Genomic DNA, 21,024 nt, shown 5'->3' with positions numbered 1-21,024 from the left:
GGCCTCCTTTAACTGCGACGAGACAGCTTCCGATTAACCGCGCCCCACAGGCGCGTCCACTCCTCGAGTTTAAGAATTTTGCACATCAGAACGAACACCGCCGCCGCCACCGCACAGAGGATGACAACTTGCAGCAGCCGATGCAAATCACTTTTGATCAGTTCCCGAAGGACGAATTCCCGCGTTGCCCAGACGGCGGCGCCCATGGCGGCGGCGGCCGCGGCGATCTTGAGCAGCGCACCGTAGAAGGCGGCGTCATGTGCCAGGCCGGTACGGCGGTGCAGCAAGAAGGAGAGCAGGGCGAAGTTGGCGAGGCCGGCAAGCGAAGCCGCCAACGCCAGTCCGGCAAAACCGAGGCGACCCTGCAGTTGGAAGCAGAGGACGATATTGATGGCGACACTCAGGATCGAGACCAGCGCCGGCGTGCGGGTATCGCGCATGGCATAGAAAGCCGGCACGGAGATGCGCACCAGCGTGAAGAACGGCAGGCCGATGCCGTACATCGCCAGCGCGCGGCCGGTGTTGACGGCATCACTGGCGGTGAAGGCGCCATACTGATAGACGGCGGCGCAGATTTCGTGCGCGAGCAGGATCATCAGGACCGTGCCGGGCAGGCTGAGGAACAGGCCGAGACGCAGCGCGCTGGAATGGATGCGGCCGAATTCGGCGTCATTCCCGGCGGCGGCTTCACCGGAAAGCCGCGGCAGCGCCACGGTCGCGATGGCGATCGCAAAGAGCCCCAGCGGCAAATGCAGCAAGCGAAAGGCGTAATCGAGATACGAAACCGCGCCGGAATCGCCGGAGGCAATGCGGGTGATGACGGCAACATTGATCTGCGTGGCGGCCAGACCAACGGCGGTCGGCAGGATCAAGAGCAGGAGTCGATACAGGTCGGGATTGGCCAGATCGAAGATCAGCGGGAAACGAAAACCGATTTTTTTCAGCGCCAGGTATTGAATGAAAAATTGCATGGCGCCGCCGACGAGGACGCCGATCGCCAGACTCATCACGGGCGGGTCAACGAAGGGCGCAAGAACGATCGAGCAGATGATCATGCCGACGTTCATCAGTGCGGGCGCCAGCGCCGGGATGAAGAATTTGCCGAGGGAATTGAGGACGCCCATCAGCATGGCCGCGAGCGAGACCAGGAGCAGAAACGGCATCATGACGCGCGCCATGGCGATCGTGGCATCCAGCTTGCCGGGAACGCTTTCGAAGCCCTCGGCGATGACAGTGGCGATCTGCGGCGTGACGGCGATCATAAAGATCACGACCGCCGAGACCACGGCAGTGAGAGCGCCAAAAACCAGACCAGCGAAGCGGATGGCTTCCTCGCGGCCGCCGGAACGGAGCTTCTGAGTGAAGAGCGGGACGAAACCAGCGGAAAGGGCGCCTTCCGCAAACATGTCGCGCAGGAGGTTGGGGATCCGAAAGGCGGACTTGAAGGCATCAACCAGATCGCCGGCACCGAACAAATAGGCGGTAACCTGTTCGCGTACCAGTCCCAGCACCCGGGAAATGAGGGTGGCGGCGGAGACGATGCCGGCCGAGCGCATCAGGCTGCCTTTTTCGGGGGCGTCAGTTTCCAATTGACAAGAATCGCCGGAAGCCTATATTATCAGGCTTTGATGTTAAGGACCCTGGAGGAACAGAGAATTGGCTAAACGTCATAAGTCCGCCGTCAAACGGCACAAGCAATCATTGGTGGCGCGCGAGCGCAACCGCGCGGTGAAATCGGAATTGCGGTCGGCCATCAAGGCCGTGAAGCAGGGGCCGGGCGCGAACGCCGAGTCGTATTCGGAGTTGACTTCCCTGCTCGACAAAGCGGTTAAGCGCAATGTCATGCACAAGAATACCGCTTCCCGCAAGAAAAGCCGTTTGGCGAAAATGCTCAACAAAAAAGCGCAGCCGCAGTAGATTTTCGGCGCGCGTCAAGCTGAGGGCGGTTCCCGATTGGGACCGCCCTTTTTGTTTGGGGAAACCCATCGGAGACCATCGCGGGAAGACCCACCGCGATCCTTTGCGCGAGAATCCACCGCAAGCGGTGGGGCACCGGGGCTTGTGAGACGGGTCTCCGACTGAAGTCGGAGCTACAGGAACGGCGGGGCGGTCAGTGGCGGTATCGGAGTTGCGGGAGCGGAGGTTCGGTCAGTGGCGGCATCGGAGTTATGGGAGTGGAGGTCCGGTCAGTAGCGGTAGATGAACAGGTCGTGGGCGGTGAGGACAGAGAAGATGCGGCGCTCGCCGTCAAGACGGACATCGGGAAAGCGCACCGACCAGTCTTCATACCCGAAGGTTTCCTCCCAGAGCTGGACGGCGGAAGCGTTGAGCAGCATCACCTTGCCCGCGGTGTTGCGACGGTCGGGCAGGTCGGCGGAGTTGTTAACGCCGCAGATGAAGAAGTTGAAGTTGGCGTCGGCGTCCACATGGAAGAATTGGAAGGGCGAATTTGCCAGCGCCAGCTTCCCTACCGTCTCACGAGTGCCCAGATCAAGAATTTCGAGGTCGGTGCGGGTGAGGATCACGGCGCGGGCGCCATCGGCAGAGAAACGGACTTCGCGCAGGTCGGCGATTTGGAGCGGCAGGGCAAAGGTTGATCCGGGCAGGACAAAGGCCAGCAAGGAATCAGTCTGGGCTGCGACGGCGGTGCCGCGCGCGTCGACGAAGTATTTGGCGGCCGGACCGATCAAGGTGACATCCTGACCGTTGGGGGCAAAGCGCATCAACTGGCCGCCGGTGATGGCGAAGAACCACTCGCCGTCGGCACACCATTGGCCGGCATAGAAATTCTGCACGCGAGTGGAGCCGCGCAATTCACCGGTCGGTCCGTAGAACTGCAGCCGCGATTCCGCCAAGCCCTCGGCGCCGGAAACACCTACCGCTACCGGAGCACCGTCACAGAGGATGAAGGAATTGCAGCCGGGATCTTTGACGCTCCAGATCTGCTCGCCGGAGGCGCCGTAGAGCGTGATGGATTGAATCTTCAGATCGCTCGGAGAGAAACTCGCATAGCCGAGCAGCGCGTAGTATTTGCCGCGCTCGGACGAAATCAGCTTCTGATTGGCGCGCGGATTAAGGGCGCGCACGTTGACATCGGGATATTGACGCAGTTCGGCGCCCGATTTCTTGAGAATGAAAAAGGCACCGTCGGGCGCGCCCCAGGTACGGCGATGTTCGGTGAGATCGACCGTGTCGATCAGTTCCGGCGCGACCTGGTATTGCTCAGCCTTGAGAGAGGCGACGGCCAGCAACAGCATCAAGAATACAGCAGAAGTAGCAGTGGCCTTCATAGAGCGCGGTATGTACATAATGCTATCATCATCGGCAAGTTTTCTTGTTGGTTTGTACGCTTGAGCCGGCGATTTCGATGAATCTGAAAGCGGAAAATCGGATGGGACGGGCGCGTCAAATCAGACGAGTTTGGAGTTCTGGCCGCTGCCGGGTTGGGCGGCCTCGCGACGCCGGGTGCTCTCATCAAAGATGTCGTAATTGAACTTCGGCGTATTCTGACTAATGGCCAGATCGTCGAGCCCCATTTCGGCGCGATTCATCTTGGTGGGAATCCATTTCAGCTCGAAACCGAGGCGGCGCTTATAGTACATGATGATATCGCGCAGGCGTTCGAGGTTGCCGGCGGCGGCGAGCTTGTTATTCACCTGGTAAACGACGATCGGCGAGTCAGTGAGGAGCTTGACGCCTTTGCCGGCGAAGTGGGCCTGATTCAATTGCAGGAAGCGAATCAGGGCGATGCCGGCCTGGTACTCGCATTCGTAGCGATTACCCTCGTACTGGGCGCGGAACATGACGCCGTAGTCAGGGATCGCGAAGGAAATGATGCCCTTCTGGCGCACGAGTTTTTCGGGATGCAGGTTCGAGCCGTAGAAGTAGCAATTCATAAAAGTCTCCTCGGAGGGAGTCTTTTGCAAGGATCGTGCCGTTGTGCGGCCGGATCGGGCGGATTCGAGGTTCCGCTTAAGGCGTTATCATTGACCGGACTCGGTATGGGGGAGCGACAAGGGAGTTGACGCGGTCGAGGGAATCCGGGCGCAAATGAAGCGAATTGCGCTTAAGGCGAAAGCGGCTGCATAGCCCGGTGTCAGGAATCGAGCGACTGGCGCAGCCGTTCTTTCATCTGAGGAGAGACGGTCATGTACTTGCCGGTGGCCTCGGCAACGAGGGTGCCGTCCTGGTCGAACGCCTTTCCCTCCGTCTCGATCACCCGACCGCGATGGCTGAGAATCTGGCCGGTGAAGGAGTAGGTCGAACGAATATCAGCGGGGGCTTTGAAACGAACCTCCATGGAGGCGGTGACGCAAAGGACATCGAGCGCAAGGGCGGCCTTGATCATGACCTCGTCGAGGATAGCGGCAAGGATGCCGCCGTGGAGAATGCCCTTGTAGCCCTCGTGGCGGTCATCGGGGTGGAATTCGGTGCGGCAGACGGCGCCGTCGAAGAGGAATTTCAGGTTGAGGCCGATCGGGTTGTTGGGGCCGCAGACGAAGCAGCCGTTGTAGCGGACGACTTCTTTTTCCATTGGGAGAGTATAGGAAGGAAGGGCGGGCGGGTCAAGGGGGGGCCCTCACTCCCGGCCCCCCTGCAGTTGAGGCGATGGCGCGGATGATCGAGCGATACACTTCGTCTCGATCCCGCGGGAGGCGAGAGAGGTCATGTTTCTGGAGCGAGCAGCGCGGAAGCCCTCACCCCCGACCCCTCTCCCAGGAGGAGAGGGGGGAATCTCAGTGCAGACGGAATTCCAGGTCGGGAGCAGCCGGAGAACTGGTGCGACCGGAAATGAAGCGGGGTGTGCGGCGGAAGCAGCACACCCCGGAAGCGTTGTGGTAGAAGGACAGCCCGGAAGGCGGGCGGTCCGATGGTCGGACGGCTTAGTTGTACTCGGGCGTAAAGGTATACGAGTACGTCAGGTGGCCGTCAGTGGCACTCACCTGCGCCGCACCGTTCGACTGGAATTCGATCGTGATATCCCACTCGACGCTGGCGTCATCACGCTCGACCGCGGCGGTGAGGGTCAACGTTCCGCCGGTCGGATACGAATCGTACCAGGGATTCGCGTGATCAACGCTGTAGGTGATGTCGTCGGCATTGGCGGTGAATTCGTACCGCGCGGTCTTTTGGCTGCCGCCTTCGACGTAGTAGTCGTCGATCGTCACCTGAGCATCGCCATAGAAGTAGCGGGTCGGGTCCTGCAAGTCGCGGAAACTCAGGTCAAGGGAGCTGGAAATGTTCGTGTAGTCGTCGCCGCTACCGGTATAGGTGTAGGTCTGATGGCGGATCAGATCGAGACCGGTGATATACGGTGAGCGGAAATACTGGACGGCGGTGGTGCCTTCCCAGAACCGGGCCGAGTCGACATAGACGTAGCTGTAGTCGAACGCGGTGCTGAGGCCGAGATAGAGGACGTGCCAGTCACCAACGTAGTTGTACAGCAGCGAGTCGTTCGGACCGAGGGCCGGCCATTCCCAGTCGATGTCGGACGGGTAGCGATTGGGCTTGTAAGCGAACTTGAGCGACATCGCGAGAGTGGAGTCGACGGCCTGCGCGATCGCGGCTTTCATCGGCTGAAAGGCGGGCGCGTTGGGATCGCCGACGGTGCTGTTGGTCGGATTGTCATCGGAACAACCGACAAACGTGAGGGTCGCGGCCAGGACCAGAAACAGTCCGACGGCCAGACTTTGGCGCAACATGTGTGACTCCTTTGTGAAGAATCAGTTCTTCAGTCGTTTGTCATCCATCAACACAAGCATGATTGCTTTCTGGATGTGGAGTCGGTTTTCGGCCTGATCGAAAACAACCGAGTTAGGGCCGTCCATCACCGAGTCAGTGATCTCGGCGTTGCGCAGAGCGGGCAGACAGTGCATCACGAGACAATCGGGCTTGGCGAGTTTCGTCAACGCGTCGTTAACCTGAAAGTCTTTGAGTAGCGCCGCTTTTTCTTCCGCCAGATGCTTCTGGCCCATGCTCGCCCACACATCCGTATAGACTACATCGGCATCGCGGGCGGCGACTTTAGGATCGTACACTACCTCCACCTTGCCGAGGTTGTCGGCCCGGGCGGCCTTAAGCAAGTTCTCGTCCGGCATGGTGTTAGGGTTGGTACCGACCACAAAATGGAAGTTGAAGCGGCGGGTGAGGTTGATCCAGGAGTTGGCGATGTTGTTGCCATCCCCCAGGTAAACAATCTTGAGCCCCTCAAGCTTTTGTTTCTTCTCTATAATAGTAAAGGCATCGCCAAAAATCTGGCAGGGATGAAGCAAATCGGTCAAGGCGTTAATCACGGGAATCGACGCATGCTGCGCCAGTTGCTCGACGTCGCTGTGGGCGAAAGTACGAATGGTGATCATGCCAAGGTAGCGGGAGAGTACCTTGGCGGCATCGTAAATCGACTCGCGCTTGCCCAGCTCGATTTCCTTCTCGGTAATATAGAGGGAGGAGCCGCCGAGTTCGCTGATGCCGACCTCGAAGGAGATGCGGGTGCGCAACGAGGCTTTGTGGAAGATGCAACCGACGGTCTTGCCCGCCAACGGCTTGGGGGCGATCTCACCGTTCTTCATCTGGGCGCACAGCTCGAAAATCCGCTTGATTTCGGCGGTGGTGAAGTCGGTTTCGGCGAGAAAGTCTCTTTTCATGAAAAAGCTCCTTAATAATACAAAATCAAACCGCGGTGAAGCTATCGGGGTGCACGGGGAGAGTCAAGGAATTTCCTTGTGCCCGACCGGTGTCATATCGATAATTTGCGTTTGTGGGTTCGACTTTGGTCGAACGAAGCGAGTCCAAAGGCAACTTACGAAATACGACGGTCGTAGTTGAACTGGAGGTATTATGCGAATATTCTGGGGATTGCTATTGCTGCTGATCGGGGTGTTGTTTCTGGCGGACAACATGCGCTGGTTCGAGTTCGATCTGGGCGAGGCGGTGAGCACCTACTGGCCGGTGGTGTTGATCGTGCTGGGCGGGTGGATGTTGGTCGAGAAGATTCGTCCGGAGAAACAGCACGTGTTCGACTACGCGAAGTTTGACGGGCGGCAGTTCAAGAAGACGTTCGGCGATGTGAACTTGCGGCCGAGCGCGATTGATTCCGCGGGGTTGCACGTCGAGGAAGGGATCGGCGAGATCAATCTGGATCTGACGCAGACGACGCTGGCGACGGGCGAGAACAAAGTCGAGTGTAGTCTCGGGATCGGTGACATTCACGTGATTGTCCCGGCGGGAATTCCGCTGATGGCGACGGGCAATTCAGGGATCGGCGACGTGGAAATCCTGACCAACAAGCGCGACGGATTCGGCGCGAGTTTGGATCATAAGGACGGCAATTACGATGGCGCTGACGTGAAGATTCGGGTGTTTGCGAAGGTGGGGTTGGGGGATGTGAAGGTGGTGCGGTAAAGGGGCAACCCTCACCCCTGCCCCTCTCCCAGACGGAGAGGGGATTCAGTCGCTAACAAGAAGGCAGAAAGCGATGGGGCACCGGTAGGATAGACATTCGTGTCTGTCGTCCAATATCTGTTGCGGGAATGTCAGACAGGAATGTCTAACCCACCAGGATGCTGTCAGGTCGCCTTTAGCGGACTTGTGTCGTAGTTCTTGCAGCGTCTGCGGCGCACGAGAGGACCTGATGCGACGGCAATCCAGCAGATACGTCCGCGATTTCGAGAATCTGCCACCGGGGTTTCGGTCGACAGCTCCCCCTACACCTTCGCTTTGACGGTGGATTTTTCGCGCAGTTTCATGGTGAAGTGGCGGAGATACTGGGCTTCGTACTCGAATTCGAAGCCGACCAGCTTGTCTTTGTAACTGTTGATCTTCTCGAGCGTAACGGCGACGTGCATCAGGTGCGCGTTGGTGTAGACGCGGCGCGGTACCGCGAGACGCACCAACTCGTAGGGCGCGTATTCCTGCTTGCCGCTGAGCGGGTCTTTGGTCTCGAACATGATCGAGCCGATTTCGCAGGCGCGGATGCCGCCCTCGCGATAGAGCGCGACGACGAGGGATTGGCCGGGGAAATCCTTGGGCTCGATGTGCGGCAGGTACTCGCCGGCATTGATGAAGATGGCATGACCGCCGGCGGGTTCGATGATCGGCACGCCGCGTTTCATCAGTTCATCGCCGAGGAACTTCACTTGCTTGGTGCGGAACTCGAGATAGCGTTCGTCGAGCGCCTCGTAGATGCCGCGCGCAATTGCTTCGAGGTCGCGTCCGGCCAATCCGCCGTAAGTACGGAAGCCCTCGATCAGGATCATGAGATTGGTCAGTTTCTGCTCGAGTTCGGAGTCGTTGACGCCGAGGAAGCCGCCCATGTTGACGAGGCCGTCCTTCTTGGCGGACATCAGCGCGCCGTCGGCGTAGGAGAAGATTTCGCGGGCGATTTCTTTGATCGATTTGTTTTCGTAGCCGTGCTCGCGGGTCTTGATGAAATAGGCATTCTCGGCAAAGCGGGCGCAATCGAAATAGAGCGGCACGCCGAATCTTTGCAGCACTGAATGCACGGCCTTGATGTTCTCGAGCGAGACCGGCTGGCCACCGGCGGAATTGTTGGTCAACGTAATGAAGCAGGCCGGAATTTTGGCGGCGCCCTTCTCGCGGATGAAGTCTTCCAGTTTCGCGACGTCCATGTTGCCCTTAAACGGAAATTGCGAGTGCGGGTCGCGGGCTTCCTTGCAGGGGATGTCGACCGGGATACCGCCCTTGTGCATCGTATTGGCGCGGGTGGTGTCGAAATGGGTGTTGTTGATGATGAAGTCACCGGGTTTAACAATCGTGGAAAATAGCAGGTTCTCGGCGACGCGACCCTGATGGACGGGGATGAAGTGTTTGAAGCCGAAGATGTCGCGGAGCGCCTCCTCGAAATTCTCGTAGTTGCGGCATTGGGCGTAGGCTTCATCGCCGAGCATCATGCCGGCCCACTGGTTGTCGCTCATGGCGCTGGTGCCGGAGTCGGTGAGCAAATCGACGAAGACGTGACGCGATTTGAGGTTGAAAATGTTGAAATGGGCTTCGCGGATGCGCTGTTCGCGTTCTTCGCGGGAGATCAGATTAATCGGCTCAACAACCTTGATGCGGTAGGGCTCGGCAAAATGTTCCATCATCGGCTCCCAAGTTGAATCCCGCCTGCCGCGGGATAACACAGTACTCGCCCCCTTGCTGGAAGGGGGAGGGATAGTCCGTTGAATATAGCAATCATGGAGGGGAAAGTCATGCGAATTGGACGGGGAAAATGGCTGCTCGTAAAGGCCCTCACCCCTGCCCCGCCACCAGAGGCGAGGGGGAGTTTAGAAGTCGGACCGCCGCTGGGGGGATGGTGATTTCGAGGCTGTCCCATGGGTTGTGATTGCCCAGAAACTGAGGCGCGTCGGTTCACAATTTCGAGCTGGATACCGCCGATAGTTTGCGGATTCCAGGGATTCCGCGCGAAATCAAGAATCGACGCAACTGGAAGTGCGATGGTGGGACGGACGTCCCTGTCTGTCGGTGTGGGTCACAGCAAAGAGTGCCAGACAGGAATGTCTATCCCACCGGCGGCGAGAGGAAGCCCTCACCCCTGCCCCTCTCCCAGGGGGAGAGGGGAACGAGGTGATGCAGTTTGTATGCTGGGAGCGAATGAGAGCTTAAAGCTTACCGCCGAGGGCTTCGAAGTTGATGAAGTCGGCGTGGTGCAAAATAATCGACATCGGGGTGCGATAGCCCTTGTCACCTTCGCCGGCGTGAGTCGCGATCAGATGGACGACATCGGGCGGCAAGCCGTGTTTCATCGCGAGCGCCGCACCGGAGAACGGATGGCGCACCAGTTTGCCGAAGTCGGACTTGCCGAACTTGCCGTTGTCGTTCTTGTACTCGGCGAACTTGCCGATGTCGTGGAGCAGGCCGCCGGCGATCAGGTAGTCGCGATTGACCGGGATGCGATCGCCGAAGAACTGCGCGAGCGAATCGGCGGCGCGGAGGGCGGTGTCGAGCACGGCGCGGGTGTGGGTAATCAGCGAAATCGGCGTGCCGGGGATCAGCAGCGTGAACGGCACCTGCTCGAGTTCCGCTTGGGAGAACCCGCTGAGTTCGACGGCCTCGATCATAACATTGAGCACGCCCTCGCGAAGCTTGGTGTCTTTGATCTGGTTCAGCTCGGGGAATTTGGATTTCAGGAAATCCTTCATATCAACCTTTCTGCAATTTAAACGTCGGCACAATTTCGCCGATGAGAATTTTGCGATCATTGTAAAGGGGAGTACGCGCGAAAGTCCCGAGGGATTTGACGGCGGCATCATCGAGGACTCCAAGCTGGCGCAAGACTTCGCAGATCACCGGCGCCAGTGCGCGGGAGTTGCCGTCGGCGATCTTGATGGCAATGCCGAGACCCCTGGAGATGACGCCGACCACCTGGACGGCTTCCCCGCCGATCTTGAGGATGACATCGCCCTTGCCGGCTTCGGTAATCGCCAGATCGCTGCGGCCATTGCCGGAGACCATCAGGGCGTGCTCGGTCATGGCGTCGATGACGACGCCATAGGCTTCGCGGCGCAACGGTGACGCGGCAGTCCGGGTGACGAGATTCGCGTAGCCTTTGGCCATGTTGCGCAGCGGCAGAGCGTAGTTCGGCAGCGAACAGCCGTCGGTGCCGCGACCGAACTGGTCGGCGGGATAATCGTAGGCTTCACTGATCGCCTGCCGCACCATGACTTGCGTCTTCGATTCAGGATCGATGTAGTTGTGCGCGTCGTCGTCAATGTGGACGGCGAGCGCCAGTTGGCCGGAGTGTTTGCCGGAGCAGTTGTGCGCGAGCGGCGAGTACTTGACACCGGCAACCGGGACTTCGCCCTGGTTGCGCAATTCGATCGGCAGATGCGTGCCGCATTTGAGGTACGATTCGTCGAGGCCGATCAGGTCGAGGTTCGATTTGGCGACCTTCTGATGCAGTTCGCTGCCGTTGTGCGAGCCGAGCATGATGGCGATTTGCTGCAGGTTGTGACCGAAGCGTTTGGTGGCGCCGGACTCGTAGACGGCGAGGAATTGGAATGCCTTCATTGACGAGCGCGTGTACGTGACCAATTCCGGGTCGCCGCAGTAGTACAGGACGGTGCCCTTGTTGTCGGTGACAACGATCGAGCCGTAATGGACCGACTCGACGGATGTGTTGCGAAAAACGGAGGCTAAAATCTCGGACATGGGGTCCTTCTTGGTTACAAGTCTGGTCCCGATTCGGGGGTAGTCTTACCTCCGACGGGAGCCTGAAAGCGACGCCAACATAAGCGATCCGCGGTGCGGAAGCAACGGAATCGAACGGCGAATGCGCCGGCCTGGGCAGCGACAAGTCGAAAATGCTCTTGACGGATCTTGAGAATTGCTGTAATATGGTGTTGTAACTCAACGATTTTGAAACAATTCTCAAAGGAACGAGATAGCGGCACCGAGGCGGCTATTCGACTTCGAACCTCATCAGAGCGCGGCAACAGAGCCGAGTGGCCGGTAAGGGATTGCTTGGAAATCAATGTTAAATGGGAGGTTCAATCATGAGACGCTTGCTTCTGCCGTTACTGATCCTGGTTTTCTTCGTTCAACTGCAGGCCGTACTGCTTCCCGGTGAGGCTCTACTGCCGGGGCCGTCAGCCGCGAGCGAAGAACGGCTTCTGCCGGCTGCAACTGACCCACGGTATCCTGTCAATGTCGTGGGCCATCTGGCACTGCCCTACGTGGAGACGTTTGCGGTCAACGGCGATATCATCTACTGCCTGGCGGTTTGGGGGCTCTTCATTGTTGATGCCAGTGATCCCTTGGCGCCGGTCGTGGCATCCCAGGTGTTCTTCGATGCCGGCATCTACAGTAATGGCATCGGTGTTTCCGGCACGCACGTGTACTTGATTCGGCGTGGAACGGGCACCGAGCGATATTTGGTCTCGGTGGATGTCAGCAATCCAGCGGCGCCCGTGATCAGCGGCGAGTGCCAGCTGGAATCATTAGGCTACTGCTTCATTAACTACGGGCAGTATCTGGTCATTCTTGATTTGGGCAATATCGCAGTTGTCGATATCTCCAACCCAGCGGCGCCGCAGCCGGTGGCCATGCAGTACCGAACCAGCGGCTGGCGCGGCGTGATGCGCGGTGACAAGCTCTTTACAATCGAGGGTGCGGACGTACGGGTCGTCGACCTTTCGGTTCCGACCGCTCCGACAACCGTGACCACCTACACGGAGTTTGTTGACGCGGAGTATCTGACCGGTGAAGGCGATCGGCTTTATGTGGTCGATCGCACAGGCGAGGACACCAACGAAATCGTGGCCCTCGATATCAGCGCGCCAGCAGCTCCGGTACGGCTGGGCGCCTTCAACGGGCCCCTGTATGGACAAATCGATGTAATTGATGCGAATGTCTATGGCACGCGCGGTCAGAACGAATACGTCCAGGTTATTGACTTCAACAATCCGGCCCAGCCGGTGCGAGTTGGATCGGTGCTAACCCAGTCGTGGGGCGCGATGGCCGTTGGACACCAGTTGTATTTCGAGTTGTTGAACAAGATCAGCATATTCAGTGCGACGAATCCGGCGGCCCCGGTGCTGATCGGTAGTTACGAGGGCATCTATTCGTGGGCGCACGATATTGATGTCAGGGGCAATTTGGCGGCGATCGCCTGTGGGCACCTGATTCTGGCGGATATCACCGACCGGGCACATCCGCAGATGTTGGCCTCGTGGTATCCACCGGGGTACGGCGCATGGAGTGTTGAACTGGAGGACGGCATTGCTTACGTGGCCGACGGCGAGGCCATTAACGCGCTCGACATCAGCGATCCGGCGAACCCGGTCCTTACAGGCCGAGTCGTCGAGCCATATTTGTCGATGAATGTCCTGATTGACGGCGATCGCGCGTACTCTACCGGCGGCGCCGGAGTTCAGTTCATCGATCTCAGCGATCCACTCCATCCGGTGGCGGAGATGGTGTACTCGGAGCCGGGGATGGAGTATACCACCAGCATGCAGATGCGAGATAAGACGTTGTTCGTTCACTGGTTCACCGGAGCGCAAACCAGTACCGTTTCTTTCGTCGATGTCACAGTCCCGTCGGCACCGGTCAAGCTTGGTGAATACGTCAGCGCTTACAGCCCGCAGGGCAAGGACATAGTGCTTGCCGGGGACTACCTCTGCCTCATCGAGGGCGGCGGTCACTTTGATGTCATCGATATTAGTTCGCCAGCGACGCCGGTCAAGGTCGGTAGTGAGTATCTTATGAACGGACGTGCCTACGGCAGTGTGATAGACGGCGACTATGTCTTCACCGGCGCGAGGAGTTTGTCAATCGTGGATCTCTACAGCCCGTGGTATCCGCAAGAAGTATCAACCAACTTCTACGGTGACCGCGGTGAGGCGATCGAGTTTGAGGGCGGCAACTTGTTCCTCTACGCCAACGGCAGCCTGTATGTGCTCGAGGCTCCGGCGCCGGTGATTCTGAACGGAGACTGCGACAACACCGGGGAAGCCAGCGTCTCCGATGCGGTCTTCATGATCAACTTCATCTTCAGTGACGGTCCGGAACCATTGCCCTATCGATCGGCGGATGTCAACTGCGATCGGTTAGTCACGATTTCGGATGCGGTCAATTTGATCATGTGGATATTTGGAGGCGGACCGGCGCCGTGTCGGCAGTAGAAGCGACGGCGAGTTCAAGATAATGGCGATGCCCCGTCAGATGACGGGGCATCGTTGTTTTGGGCGGGATCTTGGTCTTGCGTCAGGATCGCGGGGATCCTGACCTCCAGTGTGTCTGGCCGTCAGGAATAGATTCCTGACGGCGCCGGAAGCTGGATTCCCGCTTGCGCGGGAATCACGACTTCGGCTGTTCTCCCTATACTCCCAGCGACTTCAGGATGCGCGGGATGTCGAGGAAGGTTTTGGCGCGGTGGGCGCCGGCACTTTCCAGGACCTTCAGTTTTGATTCCGCGGTACCCATATTGCCTTCGACGATCGCGCCGGCATGGCCCATGCGCTTGCCGGGAGGCGCGAAGACGCCGCCGATCATGACGACCACCGGCTTCTTCATCTTGCTGATCGTGTCTTTGGCGCGCTCTTCGTAAACGCCGCCGATCTCACCGGCCATGACGACCGCCTTGGTCTCAGGGTCCTGCTCGAACTTCCAGAGGATTTCATCAAAGGTCGAACCGAGCACGGGGTCGCCGCCGAGACCGACGCAGGTAGTCTCGCCGTAACCTTCGCGGGTGAGCGTGTCGGCGATGTAATAAGTGAGCGAGCCGGAACGGCTCACCGTGCCGACGCGGCCGGGTCTGAAAGCGATATCGGGCATGATGCCGAGATTGGCCTGTCCGGGGGTGATGATGCCGGCGGTGTTGCCGCCGAGAACGGTCGCGCCGAATTTGAGGGCCTCTTTGCGCACCTTCATCATGTCGAGAATCGGGATATGCTCCGGCACGACGACGATGAATTTGATGCCGGCGTAGATGGCCTCAATCGCGGCCTCTTTGACGAATTGCGCCGGCAGGAAGATCACGGAAGTGTCCGCGCCCTGCTGCTTGACGCACTCCTCGACGGTATCGTAAACGGGAACGCCTTCGACATTCGAGCCGCCCTTGCCGGGCGAGGTGCCGGCGACAATGTTGGTGCCGTAGGCTTTCATGCGCTTGCAGTGGAATGAGCCGGCGCCGCCAGTGATGCCCTGCACGATCACGCGCGATTTCTTGTCAGCCAGGATTGCCATGTTACTTCACCTCCCGCGCGAGTTCGACGGCCCGTTTGGCGATTTCCTCGATCGGCGTTTCGATACCGTGGTATTCGATTTTCTCGAAGAGCTTGGGATTTTCCTGTTTGGCGTCGGCGAAGATCTGCATCCCTTCCTTCCACATGTTGCCGGTGAAGCGCATCACCATCGGTTTGGAAAGGCCGTGGTCCTTGAGGAACATCAGCACGCCCTTGGCGAAGTCGTCGCAGCGGCTGATGCCGCCGAAGCGGGCGCCGAAGATGGCCTTTACCTGCGGGTTTTCGTCGAGTAGGATCAGCATCTTGGCGAGACGTTCGGGTGTCGGGCCACCGCCGGAATCCATGAAGTTGGCCGGTTTGCCGCCGTAGTATTGGATGAAATCGTTACCCATGATGCCGAAACCGGCGCCGCCGGGGAACATGCCGATATCGCCGTCGAGGTCGAGATAAGGAATTTCCCAGGCTTGGGCCTGTTGTTCGCGGGGGGTCATTTCGCCCTCTTCATGGCGCTTCTCGATGCCCATGTCCTGCAGATCCTTGTGGCGGAAGAGCGAGTCGTCATCGAGGGATACGCGAGCATCGGCGGCAATGAGTTTGCCGTCGGCGGTGCGCACGAGCGGGTTGATTTCGGCGAGCTTGGCGTCATACTTGACAAAGAAGCTGTACAAGCCGCGCGCGATCGGGATGAACGCCTTGAGCTGGTCACCTTGGAAGCCGAGGAAGTGACCGACCTTGATGGCATGGAACGACATGAAGTCGTCATCGATGTCGAAGGCGAGCTTGAGGATCTTCTCCGGCGACTTGGCCGCGGTCTCTTCGATGTCGACGCCGCCCTCGGCGCAGGCGATCATGACCAGCTTGTAGTTGGCGCGGTCGATGGTGACGCCGAGGTAGTATTCCTGGGTGATATTCAGCTTCTCATCGACGAGAACGCGAGTGACCGGAAAGCCTTTGATGGTCAGCTTGAACAAAGCGTCGGCGGCGGCTTTCGCCTCGGATTCGGAATTGACGATCTTGATCCCGCCGGCCTTGCCGCGGCCGCCGGTGAGAACCTGCGATTTCAGAACGCGCGGGTAGCCGATTTCGGTGGCCAGTTTGACGGTATCAGCGGGGGTTTGGGCAAGTTTGCCGGCGCTGATCGGGATCCTAAACTTGGCGAACAACTCTTTGGCCTCATACTCGTAAAGGCGCATGTGGACTCCTCACAAAGCAGTAAAATGCGAGGACGCGGGAATTGGCCGCGTCCACGGAGGGAAGAATACAAGAGTGGATTTATCAAGTCAAATCGAAAATGTGACGGATTTCACAAGGGGGGGCGCGCGCTCACCCCCGACCTACGGGGGAATCGGGCCGGCGGGGGCGGTGGATGTCGCGGTCGATGGTGCGCAAGCAGCCCTCACCCCCGGCCCCTCTCCCAGGAGGAGAGGGGAGGAAGCGTCATTCCCGCGGAGGCGGGAATCCAGCGTGAATGAAGAGCTCTTTGCTAATGGGGATCTCTTATTGGCAGGTAGAGCGGGGACGTCAAAGATTCGTGGCCGTCGGTGGTCAAGTGGGCGGCAGGTCACAATCCCGCGCGGGAGAGCGAGGGGATGTGGCGATCGTGGTGATGCGCGGGATCAAGACCTGCCTCGACGCTTGTAGGAAGGGATCCTGATGGCGCGAGTTAGCGGATTCCTGACGGCGTCGAGAAAGTCCGACTGAAGACGGAACTACAGTCGAGTTACTTCATGTAGAATTGACAAGGTTCGACGGCAGATCAGCGAGTCTTGAAGATCTTCCGGGTTTCGGAGAGGCCGGGGGCGGAGATGTAGGCGATGTAGATTCCGGGAGCGGCCTCCTCGCCGGAATCGTTGCGGCCTTGCCATTTGAGCGGCAACGGATCGGAGGCCGGGCGGGTCAAGGTGGCGACTTTCTCGCCGGCAACCGTGTAGATGCGGATTTCGACCGTGCCGGCCGGCGGGCTCTCGAAGTCGAATTCAACGAAATCATCGAAGGGGTTCGGATAGGCAGTTACACCCTTGATGAATTTGGGGGCGGAACCATCGTAGTTGAGTGCCTCGAGTGCGCGGACAATGCCGTAGCCGTAGACATTGTCAGGAGCAGCGGCACGCGTGGCGGTGAGAGTCAGAGCACGATAGAGGTTGCCGAATTTCCACTCGGGATGTGCCTGCAGAAGGAGTGCGACGGCGCCGGCGACCAGCGGCGTGGAATAGGAAGTTCCCTGCCCCAGGCCGTAGCCGCCCACGTGACTGGCGATGTAGTTGCTGGTGCCCTGCGCGCAAACATCGGGCTTGATGCGGCCATCGGCGGTGGGACCGTTGGAAGAGAAGAACGCAATATCACCGCCGTTTGAGACGGCGCCGACGGCGATGACGCTGTCGCCATCGGAGGGTGCGATCAAGGTCGGGAATGTCGACAGCCGCTGGCCGTTGCCGATGGCATTGACGACGATCACGCCGAGCGAGGCGGCGATATCGGCGGCCTGCGTGCAGAGGGCGGTGTTGCCGTCAAGGTCGGCGTACTCGTACCAGTCGACATAACCCAGCGAGCTGGAGGCAACATCGGCGCCGAGCGACTCGCCCCACTCAATACCGGCCACCCAGTTGTCCTCCTCGATGGCGGTCTCACTGCCATAGACCTCGGTCTTGGCCAGCAGAAAAGTGGCCTCGTACGCTGCGCCGATCGCCTTCTCTTCTTCCGCAGCACCGATCAACGAGAGGGTGGCCGTGCCGTGCGCCTGCTGGCCGTCGCTCGCTGAAGCGGCATCGATGACATCTTCATCGTTGTTGATGAAATCCCAAGTGGCTTCGATATCGGTGGCAAGAAACGCCGTGTGCTCGGTATTGAAGCCGGTGTCGAGGATGAGAATGCGGATGCCTACGCCGGTGTAACCGAGATCGTGAAGGAGCGGGACTTGAATCAAGTTCAACTGGGCGTAGGACGGGCCGTAAAAGGTCGGATACGGAATTGTCGGGCGAAGGAGTTCCGCGCTCACCGGAGAAATCGGTTCCTCCGGTCGGGTGAAACGGGCGACGGGACGGATCTCGGACACGCAATCGAGTTGCGCGATGTCATCCAGTTGCGCCGGGGTAACATAGGCGCTGACGGCGTTCAGCCAGCGGGACGGGTGAACGATGCGCAAAGCATGGGCGCGCACCTGGTCGATGTAAACGCGGCTGACCTCGCGGTCGAGAACATCAGTGGCGGCGTTCGTGCCGCGCAGGTCACGCCGCTGGATCGCAGCAGACGAGATAGCGGCCTTGCGGGACGGTGTCGCAGTGGTCTCGCCCTTGTCGGTGAAGAGTACCCAGACCTTGACGGAGTCTTCAGTCAACATGGTCTTCGGGATGCGGATTTTGGATTGGCTGCGCAGGCTGTCGTTCGTGAGAATCAAGACAGCGACAAGTCCGAAGATCGCGGCAAGCAGGCTGGCCTTGATCGAGATATTAGCGCGAAAGATTGATTTCATGCGTCGTCCCTGAAGAAACATCACTCATTGTTACGCGGCAAGGGTGGAAATCGTTCAAGTAAGTGCGAGATAATTGAAACTGCCCAGCCCTCACCCCCGACTCCTCTCCCAAAGGGAGAGGGGAGAGAGCGTCATTCCCGCAGAGGTGGGCGCCTGGCGGGCATGTAGATATGCGAAACGGGCCAGCTATGGCGATGGGCAATTACTGCAGGGTGTGTTACCGGCGCTGAATATGAAATTGACCAGGTAAACGGCGTCAGTCAGATTCAAGCGGCCGTCGCAGTTCACGTCCGAACCCGTGGGATCGTGGGGCGCAGCACCGGCTACGTACAGGAAGTTGATCAGATACACAATGTCGCCAATCGCGATGATCCCATCGCCATCGGCATCACCGCAGCTCAAGGGCCTGATTGCCGACACTTCAAAGTGATCAAATCGATGATTGATCGTGGCGCCGATTTCGGGGAGCCCGTCGCTGTCGAAGTCGCCGACCGCGACGCCTTGAAAGACGGAAAGATTCGTTGCCAACTGCTCGGATTCCCACATGAGTAATTGTGCGGTGTTGTTCCAGATCTGGAGCCTGCCGGAGAGATCGAGCAAGACATCACTCAGGCCATCGAGATCAAAGTCAAAGAACTTGAGGGTGTGTGAGGTGGTTGGAAAGCCGCTGCCACTCCAATCCACAAGATGGGTCGCGCCGTCGATCGCCGTGATTGTCCCGGGCGTCTCAATCACCGCGATCTCGGGGCGATCGTCGCCGTCGACATCCGTCAAATCCATCAGCTTGTACTCGGAGAATGCGGACTGCCACATTTGATGAGAGGCACCGTCGATTACGTAAAGCGAGTTTGCCAGGAGCACGATTTCCTGGGCTGGATCGTCATCAAATTGGGTTAAATGCAATTCGACGTCACCATATCCCTCCAGGTGGATGCTCCGCCACTCGATACTGCCGGAAGGCAGATCGATCTGATACAAGTAGCTCCGGTCGGTTGCCACCAGTTCGAGCACACCGTCAGCATCGACATCTCCGGCGTCCAGAGCGATCAGATTTCCCACGGCGACGCCGTCGAACGAGGTGAACTGGATCTCCCGGTCCATAGCAAAGTTTGTCCCGTCCAATATCCGTATCGTTGGACCCAGCCATCCGCCGATTGTCAGCAAAAGTTCCTCTGCCGGTTCTTGGTCTACGTTTGCTATCCGACAAGCCACCACCGGGTATGACAGCGGATGCGGTACAAGCGTTTGCGTAGCAGGATAGTAGACGAGGAACTCCCCACCGTTAGTGACATAGTTGAATTCTCCCGGAAGGAGCACCAGCTCTTCGAGTCCGTCGTCGTTCAGGTCCCCAGCGGCAATTTGCCGAAAGGGACCTTCAATGGGTTGGCTCTTCCATTGGAAGGCGAGCGAAGGCAAGTCGTGGACAAACAGGTAGTCAGGTCCTGACGAAGAGTAACCCGCCCCCCAAAGCAATTCCAATTCACCGTCATTGTCGCTGTCGCCGACACCGACATCCGTAACACCGTGTTCAGGGTTAGCCACGCTCCACTTCTCGGTCAGGACACCGTCGTGATTGGGATCCAGCGTCTCGAAGCAATGAATGCTCCCCCACTGGCCGTCGCCAACAAGCAAATCGATCTGGCCGTCGCCCTCAACATCGTACAATTGGATGTCAGCTACATCGAGATACGCGGCGATCTGCCACACGGGAGACTGGAGGTCGACGTCGTAGCTGGTTATGTAGTACCAACCGGCGCTTCCGACGATCTCCGCCTTATCGTCTTCATCGATATCGGCCAGACCGATCTGATCACCGAAGCCAGGGGCATACTCCCACTCGACTGCGACGTCATCTCCATTCACTTGCAGCACGAAGCCGGAACTGAGCACAAGCTCATTGTCGGCATCGACATCGACATTGGCGATCGCGAGGTCAGAGCCACCGTATTCAATCTGCAACTCGAGATCGAGCGAGATCAGATCATACACGAAAGTGTATGCAGAGCTCGGATAGCCGTAAAAGCTGCTGGTGACGACCAACTCGTCGCTGCCGTCGTTGTCGGCGTCTCCAATCGCCATTCGCGAGAGTCCATAAGAAGGGGTGATCAGGCGATCGATCTCGCGGAGCGTCACGGCATTGTACACGATGACCTCGCCGTTCTCCAGACCGACATAGATCAAATCGCCTTCACCGGAAACGCCGGCGCGAACAACGAGATGTACGATGCGCTTGGAATAGACCGGTCCAAGTCGATTGATCTCGTAGTTGTTGCTCGCGCTGTGATACTCGAAAATATACCAGTAATTTCCGGCATACGAGATTGCGTTGCAGAGGACTTCGTTGTCTCCATCATGATCGAAGTCGCCGCAGACAATTTCGCCGGTGCCAATGCCGGTGCCGAACTGCCCGTAAGTGTAAAGATCGTCCATGATGACTTTTGAGGCTGCCGCGTCGGCGACGACTTCCGGGGACGCATTGCCAACTTGAGGAATTCCCAGAATCAATCCGACAAGGACAAATACGCCGAGCAGGATACGAAGCACCTGTGGCATAGTTCAACCCTCCCTGACTATATGTGCCTGTTATTCCACCTTATATAAAGGTTAATCGCCCCGATCAACCTGGTCAAGGCCCTTTTTCGGTGCCGGATCATGGTCTGCCCCGACGCCGGCAGACTCACCCCATCCAGAGATTGCGGTCGAGGCTGCGATACTGGATCGCCTCGGAGATGTGGGGGACGGTGATGTTGTCGCAGCCCTCGAGGTCGGCGATGGTGCGGGCGACCTTGATGATGCGGTCGTAGGCGCGCGCCGAGAGGCCGAGTTTGCTGATGGCGGTACGGAGCAGGT

17 protein-coding genes are annotated in these 21,024 nt (G+C 58.7%); 3 read left to right on the top strand and 14 right to left on the bottom strand.

The annotated features are described in order from the left end of the window. Positions 1 to 8: 8 nt before the first annotated feature. Positions 9 to 1,589, bottom strand: a complete 1,581-nt coding sequence (murJ, locus tag IT585_05830; GenBank protein MCC6962753.1) for a murein biosynthesis integral membrane protein MurJ — start codon at positions 1,587 to 1,589, stop codon at positions 9 to 11. Positions 1,590 to 1,656: 67 nt separating this feature from the next. Between murJ and rpsT the strand changes: the two genes are divergently transcribed. Further along, entirely contained in the window at positions 1,657 to 1,917 is a 261-nt protein-coding gene (rpsT, locus tag IT585_05825) for a 30S ribosomal protein S20 (GenBank protein ID MCC6962752.1), read from the top strand. A 269-nt stretch (positions 1,918 to 2,186) separates the two neighbouring features. On the opposite strand, the gene IT585_05820 is transcribed toward rpsT, so the two are convergent. The 5 genes from IT585_05820 to argF form a co-directional block, all read right to left on the bottom strand. Then, positions 2,187 to 3,290, bottom strand: coding sequence for a hypothetical protein (locus tag IT585_05820; protein ID MCC6962751.1), 1,104 nt, complete (start codon positions 3,288 to 3,290; stop codon positions 2,187 to 2,189). Positions 3,291 to 3,410: 120 nt separating this feature from the next. Beyond that, positions 3,411 to 3,896, bottom strand: coding sequence for a hypothetical protein (locus tag IT585_05815; GenBank protein MCC6962750.1), 486 nt, complete (start codon positions 3,894 to 3,896; stop codon positions 3,411 to 3,413). A 200-nt stretch (positions 3,897 to 4,096) separates the two neighbouring features. Beyond that, a complete protein-coding gene (locus IT585_05810; GenBank protein MCC6962749.1) occupies positions 4,097 to 4,534 on the bottom strand; it encodes a PaaI family thioesterase in 438 nt (145 codons plus the stop codon). Between the two features lie 349 nt (positions 4,535 to 4,883). After that, entirely contained in the window at positions 4,884 to 5,702 is an 819-nt protein-coding gene (locus tag IT585_05805) for a hypothetical protein (protein ID MCC6962748.1), read from the bottom strand. Positions 5,703 to 5,723: 21 nt separating this feature from the next. Continuing rightward, positions 5,724 to 6,644: an ornithine carbamoyltransferase gene (gene argF / locus IT585_05800; GenBank protein MCC6962747.1), complete on the bottom strand. Its 921-nt coding sequence runs from the start codon at positions 6,642 to 6,644 to the stop codon at positions 5,724 to 5,726. 193 nt (positions 6,645 to 6,837) lie between these two features. Between argF and IT585_05795 the strand changes: the two genes are divergently transcribed. After that, positions 6,838 to 7,401, top strand: coding sequence for a hypothetical protein (locus IT585_05795; GenBank protein ID MCC6962746.1), 564 nt, complete (start codon positions 6,838 to 6,840; stop codon positions 7,399 to 7,401). Positions 7,402 to 7,703: 302 nt separating this feature from the next. Here the strand turns inward: IT585_05795 and IT585_05790 are convergent, their stop codons facing one another. From IT585_05790 to IT585_05780, 3 genes are all read right to left on the bottom strand, one after another. Next, on the bottom strand, positions 7,704 to 9,098 hold the full coding sequence (locus IT585_05790; protein ID MCC6962745.1) for a tryptophanase: 1,395 nt from the start codon (positions 9,096 to 9,098) through the stop codon (positions 7,704 to 7,706). Positions 9,099 to 9,620: 522 nt separating this feature from the next. After that, positions 9,621 to 10,160 (bottom strand): HD domain-containing protein, encoded by a 540-nt coding sequence (locus tag IT585_05785; protein ID MCC6962744.1) that lies wholly within the window; start codon positions 10,158 to 10,160, stop codon positions 9,621 to 9,623. Position 10,161: 1 nt separating this feature from the next. Continuing rightward, the gene (locus IT585_05780; GenBank protein ID MCC6962743.1) at positions 10,162 to 11,169 is read right to left on the bottom strand and encodes an asparaginase; all 1,008 of its coding nucleotides are present in this window, start codon (positions 11,167 to 11,169) and stop codon (positions 10,162 to 10,164) included. Positions 11,170 to 11,513: 344 nt separating this feature from the next. On the opposite strand from IT585_05780, the gene IT585_05775 reads away from it, so the two are divergent. Continuing rightward, positions 11,514 to 13,643 carry a hypothetical protein gene (locus tag IT585_05775; protein ID MCC6962742.1) on the top strand — a complete coding sequence of 710 codons (2,130 nt, stop codon included), beginning with the start codon at positions 11,514 to 11,516 and terminating at the stop codon, positions 13,641 to 13,643. A 196-nt stretch (positions 13,644 to 13,839) separates the two neighbouring features. On the opposite strand, the gene sucD is transcribed toward IT585_05775, so the two are convergent. The 5 genes from sucD to IT585_05750 all read right to left on the bottom strand — a co-directional run. Beyond that, entirely contained in the window at positions 13,840 to 14,706 is an 867-nt protein-coding gene (gene sucD, locus IT585_05770) for a succinate--CoA ligase subunit alpha (protein MCC6962741.1), read from the bottom strand. A gap of 1 nt (position 14,707) precedes the next feature. Next, on the bottom strand, positions 14,708 to 15,898 hold the full coding sequence (locus IT585_05765; protein ID MCC6962740.1) for an acetate--CoA ligase family protein: 1,191 nt from the start codon (positions 15,896 to 15,898) through the stop codon (positions 14,708 to 14,710). Between the two features lie 563 nt (positions 15,899 to 16,461). Beyond that, complete coding sequence (locus IT585_05760) at positions 16,462 to 18,174, bottom strand: S8 family peptidase (GenBank protein MCC6962739.1); 1,713 nt, start codon at positions 18,172 to 18,174, stop codon at positions 16,462 to 16,464. 186 nt (positions 18,175 to 18,360) lie between these two features. After that, positions 18,361 to 20,727 (bottom strand): hypothetical protein, encoded by a 2,367-nt coding sequence (locus IT585_05755; protein MCC6962738.1) that lies wholly within the window; start codon positions 20,725 to 20,727, stop codon positions 18,361 to 18,363. 124 nt (positions 20,728 to 20,851) lie between these two features. Further along, positions 20,852 to 21,024 (bottom strand): magnesium chelatase (locus IT585_05750; protein MCC6962737.1); only part of this gene is annotated, 173 nt, incomplete at its 5' end.

Source organism: Candidatus Zixiibacteriota bacterium, from assembly GCA_020853795.1.
Taxonomy (GTDB): Bacteria; Zixibacteria; MSB-5A5; order CAIYYT01; family CAIYYT01; genus JADJGC01.
Note: the sequence above shows the minus strand (reverse complement) of the source record. Positions and strands in the feature narration are given on the sequence as shown.